This window comes from Thermoleptolyngbya sichuanensis A183, from assembly GCF_013177315.1.
GTDB classification, from domain to species: domain Bacteria; phylum Cyanobacteriota; class Cyanobacteriia; order Elainellales; family Elainellaceae; genus Thermoleptolyngbya; species Thermoleptolyngbya sichuanensis.
Genome location: NZ_CP053661.1, coordinates 5,363,974 through 5,376,341 on the forward strand (window position 1 = coordinate 5,363,974; position 12,368 = coordinate 5,376,341).

The window sequence follows — 12,368 nt, forward strand, 5'->3', positions numbered from 1 at the left end:
GCATCTAGAAGAGGCCCTAATGGCTAAGGCGACTGACAATAGCAAAGTATCGGAACCCAAAGAATCCAAAGAAAGCGCCGAAAAGCGGAAAGCGCTGGACATGGTGATGTCCCAAATCGACCGCAACTTTGGCAAAGGCACGATTATGCGACTGGGGGATGCCAGCCGCATGAAGGTGGAAACCATTCCCACGGGCGCGTTGACGCTCGATCTGGCGCTGGGCGGCGGGCTGCCCAAGGGACGGGTGATTGAAATTTACGGGCCAGAGAGTTCTGGGAAAACCACGCTGGCGCTCCATGCGATCGCCGAAGTGCAGAAATCTGGCGGCACGGCTGCCTTTGTAGATGCCGAACACGCGCTTGATCCGACCTATTCAGCAAACCTGGGCGTAGATATCGACAATCTGCTGGTATCCCAGCCCGACACAGGTGAGGCGGCGCTCGAAATTGTGGATCAACTAGTGCGCTCCACCGCCATCGATTTGGTCGTGGTGGACTCGGTGGCGGCGCTGGTGCCCCGCGCGGAAATCGAGGGCGAAATGGGCGATACTCATGTCGGCTTGCAGGCGCGGCTGATGAGTCAGGCGCTTCGCAAAATTACGGGGAACATTGGCAAAACAGGCTGTAGCGTCATTTTCTTGAACCAGCTCCGGCAAAAAATCGGCATCTCCTACGGCAACCCCGAAACCACCACGGGCGGCAACGCGCTGAAGTTCTACGCCTCAGTGCGACTGGACATTCGCCGGATTCAAACGCTGAAAAAAGGAACCGAAGAATACGGCATCCGCGCCAAGGTCAAGGTCGCCAAAAACAAGGTCGCGCCGCCGTTTCGCGTAGCGGAGTTTGACGTGATTTTTGGGCAGGGCATTTCCACCTACGGCTGTTTGATGGATCTGGCGGAGGAGACTGGCGTGGTGACTCGCAAAGGGGCGTGGTACAGCTACAACGGCGAGAATATTAGCCAGGGCCGCGACAACGCCATCAAATACATGGAGGAAAATCCCGACTTTGCCAAAGAGGTGGATCAGCTCGTGCGGCAAAAGCTGGAGATGGGTGCGGTCGTGTCTGCGAACTCGGTTGCGCCGCCGGATGCGGACGATGAAGACTATGACGAGCTAGAAGACGAGGAATAGCAGTCTGGATAGTCTGACCACAGATGTTTTAGTCGTTGGCGGTGGCACAGGCGGCACAGCAGCAGCGATCCAGGCGGCGCGGCGCGGTGCGTCAGTGGTGCTGGTGAGTGAGTTCTCTTGGCTGGGGGGAATGCTCACGAGTGCGGGCGTTAGCGCTCCCGATGGCAATGAACTGCGATCGCTCCAGACTGGACTCTGGGGCGCATTTTTGAGATCGCTCTCGGCGCGTCAGCCCGGTGGACTGGATCACGCCTGGGTCAGCTTCTTTACCTATGATCCAGGCGTTGGGGCGGCCATTTTTGCCGAGTGGGTGCAGGCGCTCCCCAATCTGCGCTGGATCACAGGGCAAACGCCGCTGGCAGTGCTTCGCGAGGGCGATCGCATTGCGGGCGTGCGCTTTCAGGCGTTCACTATCCACGCGCAGATTACCCTCGACGGCACGGAACTCGGCGACTTGCTGGCGCTGGGCGACGTGCCTCACCGCTGGGGCTGGGAGTTTCAGCCAGCGTGGAACGAGCCGAGCGCTCCGGTTCAGCCGACCCCGATGACGGAGCAATATCCTGTGCAAGCACCCACCTGGGTCGTAGTGCTGCAAGATTTTGGCGAAGCGGAGGCTCCCGAAATTCCGCCCCCACCAGACTATGACCCGACCTGTTTTGAGGGCGCGTGGGATGGCTATGGGCCGGAGAAATTTCTCAACTATGGGCGACTGCCGGGCGATCGCTTCATGATCAACTGGCCCCATCACGGCAATGACTATGGGCACAACTTGAACCGCTTGGTGCAGTCTGCGGAGACGCGGCGCGAGTTTACTCAGGCAGCCCGCAACCACGCCCAAGGCTTTGCCCGCTTTATCCAGACCGAACTGGGGCGACGCTATGGGCTGGCAAGCAAGACTTTTCCGGCAGCTCCGCGCAGCATGGGCAGCAGTGCCTTTGCGCTGCATCCCTACTACCGCGAGAGTCGGCGGCTCCGGGGGCGATCGCTCGTCACGGAGCCAGAGATTCTGCCGCTGCCAGGGGGACAGGTGGCCGCGCTGCCCGTGAATGCGCAGGGCGAACCAGCGGCGATCGCCCTCGGCAACTATCCCAACGATCACCACTATCCCGGCTACGAGTTTCCGCTGCATCCGAAGTCGCTGCGCTGGGGCGGTCGCTGGACAGGGACGCTGTTTTCCCTGCCCTACGATTGCCTGGTGCCAGAAACGGTTGAAGGGTTTTTGGTGTGCGAGAAGAATATCTCCGTATCGCACATTGCCAATGGCGCAACCCGGCTACAGCCCGTCGTTCTGGGGCTGGGACAGGCAGCGGGCATGGCGGCCGCGCTGTGCATCGAGCGAGGCTGCTCCCCCCACAACCTGCCCGTGCGCGAGTTGCAAGAGGCGCTGCTGACCGATCCTACGGCGCCGGCTGCCGTGGTGCCGCTGTTTAACCTGCCGCCAGATCATCCCGACTGGCTGCACTGGCAGCGCCATTACCTGGATCATCCCGACCAGTATCCGGCCGATGGCAATGTGCCAGGGCGATCGCCCGTGGTGGGTGCAGAACCGCGATCGCCCCAGTCCAGTTTGCCCGACTCGTCCGCCGTGCGGGGGCTAATTCATCCTGTCGCGCCGCAGTCCTACACACTGATGCTCACGGAAGGGGCGATCGCCTGCCTGCGGCCGGCCCAAGCCCCACGCGGCACTCCCTCCGCTGCCGTGTCGTTAACATTAGTGACACTAGATGCAGATATAGACGCGCAGCTTCGGCAACTCCAGACACCACAGTGGGCAAGTCTTTCGGGGAAAGTGAATTGCTCAGGCGGCTGGTTTCTAGCAGAAAACGTAACTCTTTTAACGAGTTTTCCTGATCAGTTTGAGGAGTCTCCGTAACAGAGAGTAGAAACCTTTACACGGATGCTCTCATGCTGACTGCCAACTTATTAATCCTGTTTGTTGCGCTGCCAGCGCTCGTTAGCACTCTGGCTGATGCAAATCTAACCTCGACTTCCTTCTCTCGGTCGGTTTATGGCCAAGTGGCAACGAGCACTACGCCCCCTGCTGGCGATCAGTTCCACCGAGGCAGCGGACGTTGCACGACGACTTGCTCCTGATCAGCCCTGCCTTGCTTGCCGCTAGAACCTTGAGAAGCCTCACCTGCTCATGCAACCGTTTAAGCAACCGAATCGCCCGAAAACGAAATCCTGAACACTGAATTGCCCGAAAACTAAATATCTGAATATAGCGATATCGCATCACTCCCTGCCAACCTCTAGCGCACCAGCCTCTAACCAGCGCCCCAGCCAATTTCCGGACGGCTCGTGGCAAAAATTCCGCCAAAACTCGGCAAATATCCGGCAAATATCCGGCAAATGCCCGGTGAATCGCTCAGGAAACGCCTGGTATAACAAAACCAGGTTTGTTCGCCCAAACGCAGTTTGTCAAATCAGTAGTTTGTCAAATCAGCAGAAATCATTCTCCTGTACAAAACATTCCGATTAGCAACCGTCTATAAGCCCTGAAACTACGGTTTCCAAGTTTACGAAGCGAAAGTTCGCCGATTTGCCCCAAAATTTTGACCCAGGCTCAGCCGGGATTGGGCGATCGCCCGACCGTTTGACCAGACCGTTTGAAAGGAGATCTGCCACCTGTCTGATTCCATCTGTCTGATTTCACCTGTCTGATTGACGAATCGGCTGTTCGCAGGGGAACCTGTGGAGCGGCGATCGCCACCCGTTTGCAAGATTGCCTGCACGACTTGCAAACCTTGCAGCCTCCAGCCTTAGACCCGCTAAAGCTCTGTTCAGAATTTGGCGATATGGTTTAAGCTAGGGGTATTTTCGGAAGGATTGTACGTTGCCAATCGTACAGTCTGCAATCATTCTGATACCCACTTATTGCAACGGCTCTTCCTAACAAGATGACTACTGATTTGGATCTGATCAAGCGCCTGAGTCCGAGTGCGATGGATCAGATCATGCTCTACCTGGCATTTAGCGCAATGCGGACGGGCGGACATCGCCACGGTGCATTTCTAGACGCAGCGGCCACCGCCGCCAAGTGCGCGATTTATATGACCTACTTAGAGCAGGATCAAAACCTGCGGATGACGGGGCATTTGCACCACATCGAACCCAAGCGGGTGAAGGTTATTGTCGAAGAGGTGCGTCAGGCCCTCACCGAAGGCAAGCTGCTGAAGATGCTGGGTTCTCAGGAGCCGCGCTACTTGATCCAGTTGCCCTACGTGTGGATGGAGCAGTTTCCCTGGCAGCCAGGGCGATCGCGCATTGCGGGCAGCAGCCTGACGATGGAAGAAAAGCGCCAGATCGAAGAGAAACTGCCGCCCAACCTGCCCGACGCGCAGTTGATCAACTCGTTCCAGTTCATGGACATCATCGAGTTTCTGCACGAGCGATCGCAGGAAGACCTGCCCGAAGACCGCCGCCTGCCTATGAGCGAAGCGCTGTCTGAGCATATCAAGCGCCGCCTGCTCTACTCCGGTACGGTGACGCGGGTAGATTCGCCGTGGGGAATGCCGTTCTACGCGCTCACTCGCGCCTTCTATTCGCCGGCCGACCGCGAAGAGCGCACCTACATCATGGTGGAAGACACTGCCCGCTACTTCCGCCTGATGCGCGACTGGGCCGAGTATCAGCCCCGCGTATTGCGAGTGTTGGAAGAGTTGGACATTCCTGAAGACCGCATTGAAGACGCGCTAACCGATCTGGATCAGGTGCTACGGGAATGGGGCGATCGCTACCACAGAGAGGGCGGTGTCCCCTTCGTCGTGCAAATGGCCGTCGGCCCCAAGGACGAAGAGGAATCGTAAGGTTTTCCAACGGTTTTTGGCGGTTTTTCAGCAGTTTTTAGACGATAAAGTGGGGCGTTTCCCCCTGTGTCGCTTGGCGGCTCTTGGCATCGAAATACAGGTCTTCGAGGGAGATGCTGTGCAGGGCATCGCGCAGTTTGTCGTGCAGGCGATGCCACAGCGTCAGCGTCACCCAGTCTTCTGCCTGGTCTGCGTCGGGGCTATGGCGCGGCAGCGGATCGACCTGTTCGCCGACGGCTTCCAGAATTTGCCCCAGCGAAATTTGGGCGGGCGGCCGCGCCAGTTGATAGCCGCCCTGTACACCGCGCACAGATTTCACCAATCCCGCCTGACGCAGCTCGATTAGCAGCTTTTCCAAATAGGGCGCGGGAAGCTGTTGCCGAGTGGCGATCGCCCGCACCGAGGCCGGCCCGCCGCCAGGTTGCAGGGCCAGATCCAGCAAGGCTTTGACGCTGTAGTGTCCGCGAGTGGTGAGCTTCATGCAGAAATCGGGGATTCAGAGCGGGGCAGGGGCTACACGCCGTTTGCCGTAGCGGTCGCCGCGAAGACCAGAAACAGCGCACCACCGAGCAGAGTCAGCGTTTTTTCCGACAGGCGACCTGCGATCAGCCTGCCCCCAATGACGGCGATCGCCGCGCAGATGGCGTGCCCCAAAATTGCGCCTACCGATACTCCGATGGGATTTTTGGCTGCCGCCAGACCGATGGTGGCAATTTGCGTGCGATCGCCCCATTCTGCCAAAAATGTCAGCCCAAAGGCCTGCAAAACCACTGCCAGATTGGTCGGCCGCTTGATGAGCACCTGTTCCGACTGCGTGATGGTTTCCATCGCCTCTTCGCAGGCCTCGGCGCAGGGTTCGTCGGCCATGCGCCAGCCCTTGAGCAAAAGCTGGCTGCCAAACGCCAGTAACAGTGCAATTTCAGCGTAATGCACAACAGTAGGGGAAAACAGCGACACCACGCGCCCCATCATCACCGAAATCAGCGTCATCGCCGCCAGCGCACTCACTACGCCAATGAAAACGAGCGATCGCCGATGTCGCGTTGCCAAGATCACGCCAATGAAAAACGTCTTGTCGCCCAGTTCTGAAACCGTAATCAGCAGCAGCCCTGCCACAAACGCTTCAAACAAACTGGGCTGATATAGCTGATGTAAAAAACCCGCTCCGCTCATGTTCTTGTCTCTCCTCAGGATCAGCAGCAAAACCTGAGTGGACTCGATGAGAGGCAGCGCACTCCACCAAGCCCACTCAACGTGTGGACTTAGTGAAGGTCTCACTGAATGCTTGGCAGGCGCTTTCCGCAAATGCCAGGTGCATCACCTGAACCAGGGTCATCCCCAGTGTGTTGATTCAGGTTCCCGGAACGCGCCGGGTAGCTACTCCCCTTCAATCAATTAGCATTATTGCATGGTTTACCAAAAATCCGATGTAGCGCCGAAAATCCTCAAAAAATCTGGGCAGATGCTACGTTGCTCAGAATGGAGGGCCGCCGTTGAATCGCCTGCTTCAGCCTGAAACGCTGAGTTCACAAACTTCAGCAAAACCCAGCAGAAGCTAGCAGAAACTAGCAGAATTAAATTTTTAATCAGGACTTCAAAACTCTATGAAATTGAGCATGACCTCGACCCAGAGCCGGAACGCAAACCCAAGCTTGAACATGACCTTGAGCACGACCTTGAACCAAACCTTGAAATTAATGCTGGGAAGCGCGATCGCCCTCGTTGGAGCGATTGGGCTGCCGCTGGATGCCCCGGCCCAGGCCCAGACGGCAACGTCCCTCGCACCAAAGGCGATTCCCGTAGGCAGCGCTTCGCGAATTGCCCAAATCAGCGAAGAGCGGGTCGGCCGCGTCAACCCGGCGCGTCCCATTCGGATTGAAATCATCAACGGCGGTCGGGCTACCATTGCCGCCGCCCTGACGCAGCCCGCCTCCGCCGAGCGACAAATCGCCCCCAACAGCCAGACCGCCTTTGGCACCACGACAACCAGCTTTCTGCCGCTGCCGATTAATCTGCTGGTCTATCCGCTGGGCACAAACATCGGGCTGAGCGTAGACGTGCTGGTGGAAGGTAACGTGATTCAGGTGATTGTCAGCGAACAGCTTTCGGACGATTCGGGCACCATTAACCTGTCGGTTGACGAAAACGGCACCGTGCTGCTGATTTAAGTCTGAGCCAATGACCGTGCAGCGATTGCGACGGTGAGTGTGTCGCGAGTGTCTGTCGCGGCTGAAGCGACGATTTAGGGGGCGATCGCTCTTCTAGTGGTCTGCAAGACCTGGCAAACTGCGGGTCTTCCTGCGAGTCTTCCTGCGAGTCTGGCAGTCAAACGGGCGATCGCCCCCACAATTTAGATAGAAGTTACGCAGGTGAATCAGATAGGACTTACGCAGTTGAAGGATTTTTTTGCGGCGCATCTCACGAGAAACCCTTCGAAGTCCAGAAAACTGACCGCAAGTGTGTAAGCCCTGTTAGAGAAAATGGGAGGGAAGAGGCGGACATAAGCCGGGTTCTGTTCTCGCACTGGCAAGCCAGCCGAGGGCAGTTATCTATCTGGGATGTCTGTCGCCAGACACCTCTAGCGGATTGGCAGATGCAGCATATACTGCACCTCGGAGCCGGTAAAAGACCAACCGTTGCTCCTTCGACCTTGCTCCCGACCGGGGTTTACCGAGCCAGCGCCTCTCGACGCTGCTGGTGCGCTCTTACCGCACCTTTGCACCCTTACCCAGGGTTGGGATCTTGATTTTAGATTTTGGATTTAGGACTTAGGACTGCCTCCAAAATCGCCAATCGCCAATCTCAAATCGCCTGGGCGGTATGTTTCTGTGGCACTATCCTCACGCTCACGCGCACTTGGCGTTACCAAGCAGGTCTGGTCTTTCGGGAGCCCGGACTTTCCTCAGATGCCACCAGAGCCGCAACTGCAACTCCTCAACATCCGCAACCGCCGTCGCCTCCTCTTCCCGATCTCCAGTCTAGTTTGCAAAACTCCCACCCTGCTCTCTGCAATGTTTTCCAAAGAAACCCTCTTTGCCCTCTCTCTCTTTCCCTACCTCGGCTTTTTGTGGTTTTTGACGAAGGCAGGCAATACGCCCCGACTGGCGCTGGTGGGGTTTTATATGACGCTGGTGTTTGTGGCGGTGACGATTCCGGCGGGGATTTATGCGGAGCGGGTGGTGGGTGAGTCGCTGGCTAATGTGGACTGGCTACACGGCAGCGCAGAGGCATTTTTGACCCTGGCGAATGTGCTGGTGGTGTTGGGCTTTCGACAGGGCATTGTGCAGCGGCGATCGCCCGATCTGGGGCAAGATTCCTCAGCCCACGTCCCGAAATCCTAACCAAATTTTTCCGTTCGGCGGGCTTGGGGTTAGCATTAGCGAAGGGTGTTGCTTTGAAGCGTGAACGGAGCGCGATCGCCAGACTGCTTTTTGCCGCCGCACTAAACCAAACGGAACCAAACGATCTATCTTGAGCAGGAAGGCGCGGGTATTGCTGCCCATGCCTAAGCTCTATGTCTAAAGGCTATGTCTAAAGGCTTTATGTCTAAAAGCTTTAATGTCTAAAGCATCTAAAGCTGTTTGACGAGCTTTTTGACGGTGGGGTTTCCAGCCAGCAATACCAGCCGGGTCAGGGAATCGAGGAAATCTCTGGAGGCAGCGGAGTCGTTGTCTTGTTCGCTCCGTTCCGATCCGGGGGACAATGAACCATACGAGCCTCAGTGCGCTACCACCATGACTTGTTGCCTAAATCCCAAGTGTAAAAGCCCCCAGAACCCTGACGATGCAAAGGTGTGTCAGAGTTGTGGAGCCACGCTAACGCCACTCCTGCGGGGACGATATCGACCCCAGCACCCCATCGGACAGGGTGGATTTGGGCGCACCTATCTGGCACTGGATGAGGATCGATTGGGGACGCGCTGCGTGGTGAAGCAGTTTTCGCCGCAGGTGCAGGGCACAAAGTCGCTGGAAAAGGCGGTGCGGCTGTTCAACCAGGAGGCGGTGCGGCTGGATGAACTGGGCGAGCATCCACAAATTCCCACGCTGCTGGCCTATTTTGAGCAGGACAGCTACCTCTATCTGGTGCAGCAGTTTGTCGAGGGACAAAGCCTACTCCAGGAAATGAGGCAGACCGGGGCGTTTGGAGAGCGCCAGATTCGAGAGGTGCTGGCGGATATTCTGCCGGTGCTGCGGTTTGTGCATCAGCGCCAGGTGATCCACCGTGACATTACGCCGACCAATATCCTGCGGCGACAGGGCGATCGCCGTCTGGTGCTAATCGACTTCGGCGTAGCCAAGCAGCTTGGCGATGCGCCCGTCGCCACGGGAACCCGAATCGGCACAGAGGGCTATGCGCCGATCGAGCAGTTTCGCAGCGGTCGCGCCTACCCCGCCAGCGACCTCTACAGCCTAGGGGCGACCTGTATTCATCTGATGACGCAGGTGCGGCCAGATAATCTCTATGACCCGCTGGAGGGCCGCTGGACCTGGCGAGAATATCTAGCAGAAAAGGGCACGCTGGTCAGCGAGCAACTGGCGCACATGCTCAACCAAATGCTGAAGGATCTGGTGTCGGAGCGCTACCAGTCGGCCGATGAGGTGATGCGCGATTTGAATGCTGACTATTTCCTGCCGACGAGCCGACCGGGGCGATCGCCCGCTCCTCAGCCCTCTGCCGAGCCCTCTGCCGCTCCATCACCCCGTGCAGCAGCTTCACCCCAGGCCGCCGCCCCTCAGCGAGCCGCATCTCCGGTCGCCTCGCCTGCCCGCCCGTCCAACCCACCCACCTCTGCGCCGCCCACCTCGCGCCCGCCGCTGGTGCGCCCAACGGTGCCGCAAATCTCTGGCTGGCGCTGTATTCATACTCTGGTAGGGCATGGCTCCTGGGTCACGAGCGTGGCAGTGGACGAAGCGGGGTCGGTCGTGGTCAGCGGCAGCCTAGACGACACGGTAAAGGTGTGGAACCTAACCCAGGGCAACCTGCTGTTTAACCTGGCGGGCCATAGCCGCGATGTCAACGCCGTAGCCGTCAGCCCCGACGGGCGCACCTTGCTGAGCGCGGGCGATGACTGTTTGATTAAAGCCTGGTATTTGCCCACGGGTGCGCCCCTGCGAAACTTATCCGGCCACAGCCGCGATGTGAATGCCCTGGCCATTAGCCCCGATGGGCAGCTGCTAATCAGCGGCGGCGAAGACCGGACGATTCGCCTGTGGAGCCTGGCCAATGGCGCGGTGGTCAAGGTGCTGCCGGGGGTGTTGAGCATGATCAAGGCGATCGCCATCGGTCGCGATGGGCGCACCTTTGCCAGCGGCGGGCTAGACAACAAGGTGCGGATCTGGAGCCTGCAAACGGGCGAACAGCTTCGCCTGCTCTCAGGCCACGTCAGCGCGGTGAATGCCCTCGCCTTCCATCCCGACAGCCTGACGCTGGCCAGCGGCAGCCGCGACAAGAGCGTCAAGATCTGGAATCTGCAAACCAGCGAACTGCTGCACAACCTCACCGACCACACCCGCGAGGTGAATGCCCTGGCGTTCAGTCCCGACGGCAAGATTCTCTTTAGCGGCAGCAGCGATGCCACGATCAAGCTGTGGGACGTGGCCAGCGGGCGGCTGATCGATACCCTGGTGGGGCATGGCGATAGCGTGAATGCGATCGCCCTCAGCGGCAATGGTCGCTATCTCGCCAGCGGCAGTTCAGACAATACGGTGCGGGTGTGGCAGCATTGAGGGAAGAGGGAAGAAGGAAGAAGGAAGAACGAAACTTCTTCGTTCTTTCTTTTTCCTCTCTTCTCCCGTCATGGGCTAGAAGCGATCGCCAAAGGTGGCAATCAGCCTGCTCTCGCCCGTGTCGGTAAAGCCAAACTCTAGCCGACCAAAGCCCAGCGGCGTGCGGGCTTGCAACCCTGCCCCAAAGCCAAAACCCTCGCCGGGTTTGTCGCGGGCGATGGCGGGTTCGCCGATCACGTCATCGGCCGTGCCCAGGTCATTGGCGTAGTCGATGAACAGGATGCCGCGCAGGTCGATATCGCGGTTAAACAGGTTCAACCGGGCAACCGGAAAGCGATATTCCGCAGTGGCTTGGATAAAGCTGCTGCTGGTGCTGATGCCGCCGCCCGAAAAGCCCCGCACCGAGTTGTTGCCGCCCAGGTTAAAGCCAATATAGGGCGGCACATCGCCCAGGGTTGTGCCCGCCTGCACGTTTAACACCAGCGTCCGAGGCCCCCGATCAAAGCCGAACAGGTTCAATGGCAGGTAGTGGGTATAGGAGCCAGTGAACCGGGTAAAGGCATCGTCCGTGTCGATTAGAAAGCCCTGGCTTGCCCCAAACCGCAGCAGAGAGCCTTCAGTAGAATAGGCTCCATCGTTGCGGCGATCGACCGCTGCCACAAAGTCCACGCTGACTAGATCGTCAATCCCATTATTTTCTACGGTGAAGCGATTGCCGTCTTCGTCTCTGGGGAAAATATTGTCTGAAAAGAAATCGTCGCGCACCGACACTCGCTGATAGGTCACGCCTAGCGCCGACTCGATTTCATTGCCAATGGAAAAGGTATATTCCACGCCGCCGCCCAGTCGGTGAATCCAGGGCGTATCGCCTGTGGGCAGGTCTACGTCGCGATCGCCCCCTTTGAACGCGCCCAAGTGCGATCGCTGGCTAAACACATTCGCGCCAAAGTTGCCAAACACCGCGCCCAGGTCGGCTCCCAGCGCCGTAGTGCCGCCCACCACCGCCAGGTGAATGTAGCTGTCTGCGCTGAGGGGTTGTCGCAGGCTGGCCACCGCTGACAGCCCCGTGCTTTGGATCGTCGTCCGCACCACGCGCCGTCGCAGGGGACTTTGCAGCGCCGTGGGATCGGGCAGATCACTTGCAAGCTGAAAGCGGAGCACATTGCCCTGCTCAAAGTCGTATAGGGCGGGAATTTGGGCGATCGCCTCCGAATCTAGCGCGGTCAGAGAGGATTGCTGCTGAGCGGGCACAAGGACGGGCGCTTCACCCCCATCCGGTGCATTTTGGGGGGAAAACGTCGGCTCGACCTCCAGCGTCTCTTCGACCCACAAATCCTCAGCGCGGGTCGAAGCGTCTGGCGTGGGCGCGACGACGGTTTCTGGCTCCGGCGCAGACGGCTGAACACCAGACAGACCCCGCCCCTGGCTGCGCGTCGCCTCTGCTTCAAGCTGCTCCAGCGATTCGGGCAGTTGCCTTGCCTGGGCCAGCAGTGCAAGTCCTGCAACATCGGCTCCGTCCTGCTGGAGATGAAGCGTATCCTGATGAGTTTTTAAGAGTTCTGGAGTTGCCTGGACAGACAGCGCAGACATCAACACCACGCTGATCGTTCCTGCGATCTTTGTCAGCACGCTCAGCGACATCACAGGCAAATGGTAGAGCCGTTGCATGGACTTTATCTCCTCACATAAAATTTATGAATC

Annotated in this window: 11 protein-coding genes and 1 other RNA gene; 6 read left to right on the top strand and 6 right to left on the bottom strand. The window is 58.4% G+C overall.

The annotated features are described in order from the left end of the window. Nucleotides 1-19 precede the first annotated feature (19 nt). Together recA and HPC62_RS22290 are read left to right on the top strand one after the other, a co-directional pair. Complete coding sequence (gene recA, locus HPC62_RS22285) at nucleotides 20-1,132, top strand: recombinase RecA (RefSeq protein WP_172358577.1); 1,113 nt, start codon at nucleotides 20-22, stop codon at nucleotides 1,130-1,132. A 4-nt stretch (nucleotides 1,133-1,136) separates the two neighbouring features. Then, on the top strand, nucleotides 1,137-3,005 hold the full coding sequence (locus HPC62_RS22290; RefSeq protein WP_172359121.1) for an FAD-dependent oxidoreductase: 1,869 nt from the start codon (nucleotides 1,137-1,139) through the stop codon (nucleotides 3,003-3,005). Nucleotides 3,006-3,651: 646 nt separating this feature from the next. On the opposite strand, the gene HPC62_RS22295 is transcribed toward HPC62_RS22290, so the two are convergent. Beyond that, nucleotides 3,652-3,876 (bottom strand): hypothetical protein, encoded by a 225-nt coding sequence (locus HPC62_RS22295; RefSeq protein WP_172358578.1) that lies wholly within the window; start codon nucleotides 3,874-3,876, stop codon nucleotides 3,652-3,654. A 156-nt stretch (nucleotides 3,877-4,032) separates the two neighbouring features. Between HPC62_RS22295 and hetR the strand changes: the two genes are divergently transcribed. Further along, nucleotides 4,033-4,941, top strand: coding sequence for a heterocyst differentiation master regulator HetR (hetR, locus tag HPC62_RS22300; RefSeq protein WP_172358579.1), 909 nt, complete (start codon nucleotides 4,033-4,035; stop codon nucleotides 4,939-4,941). A gap of 37 nt (nucleotides 4,942-4,978) precedes the next feature. Here the strand turns inward: hetR and HPC62_RS22305 are convergent, their stop codons facing one another. Both HPC62_RS22305 and HPC62_RS22310 read right to left on the bottom strand, forming a co-directional pair. Further along, on the bottom strand, nucleotides 4,979-5,422 hold the full coding sequence (locus HPC62_RS22305) for an RrF2 family transcriptional regulator (RefSeq protein ID WP_172358580.1): 444 nt from the start codon (nucleotides 5,420-5,422) through the stop codon (nucleotides 4,979-4,981). A gap of 32 nt (nucleotides 5,423-5,454) precedes the next feature. After that, on the bottom strand, nucleotides 5,455-6,072 hold the full coding sequence (locus tag HPC62_RS22310; RefSeq protein ID WP_172359122.1) for a TMEM165/GDT1 family protein: 618 nt from the start codon (nucleotides 6,070-6,072) through the stop codon (nucleotides 5,455-5,457). Between the two features lie 527 nt (nucleotides 6,073-6,599). On the opposite strand from HPC62_RS22310, the gene HPC62_RS22315 reads away from it, so the two are divergent. After that, nucleotides 6,600-7,109, top strand: coding sequence for a hypothetical protein (locus tag HPC62_RS22315; RefSeq protein ID WP_172358581.1), 510 nt, complete (start codon nucleotides 6,600-6,602; stop codon nucleotides 7,107-7,109). Between the two features lie 315 nt (nucleotides 7,110-7,424). On the opposite strand, the gene rnpB is transcribed toward HPC62_RS22315, so the two are convergent. After that, nucleotides 7,425-7,905: RNase P RNA component class A (gene rnpB / locus HPC62_RS22320), an RNA gene on the bottom strand. 47 nt (nucleotides 7,906-7,952) lie between these two features. Between rnpB and HPC62_RS22325 the strand changes: the two genes are divergently transcribed. Then, entirely contained in the window at nucleotides 7,953-8,282 is a 330-nt protein-coding gene (locus HPC62_RS22325; RefSeq protein WP_172358582.1) for a DUF3593 domain-containing protein, read from the top strand. A gap of 230 nt (nucleotides 8,283-8,512) precedes the next feature. Here the strand turns inward: HPC62_RS22325 and HPC62_RS24035 are convergent, their stop codons facing one another. Further along, on the bottom strand, nucleotides 8,513-8,644 hold the full coding sequence (locus tag HPC62_RS24035) for a hypothetical protein (RefSeq protein ID WP_267313419.1): 132 nt from the start codon (nucleotides 8,642-8,644) through the stop codon (nucleotides 8,513-8,515). 31 nt (nucleotides 8,645-8,675) lie between these two features. Between HPC62_RS24035 and HPC62_RS22330 the strand changes: the two genes are divergently transcribed. Next, on the top strand, nucleotides 8,676-10,667 hold the full coding sequence (locus HPC62_RS22330) for a serine/threonine-protein kinase (protein WP_172358583.1): 1,992 nt from the start codon (nucleotides 8,676-8,678) through the stop codon (nucleotides 10,665-10,667). A gap of 75 nt (nucleotides 10,668-10,742) precedes the next feature. Here the strand turns inward: HPC62_RS22330 and HPC62_RS22335 are convergent, their stop codons facing one another. Continuing rightward, complete coding sequence (locus HPC62_RS22335; protein WP_172358584.1) at nucleotides 10,743-12,335, bottom strand: BamA/TamA family outer membrane protein; 1,593 nt, start codon at nucleotides 12,333-12,335, stop codon at nucleotides 10,743-10,745. Nucleotides 12,336-12,368 lie beyond the last annotated feature (33 nt).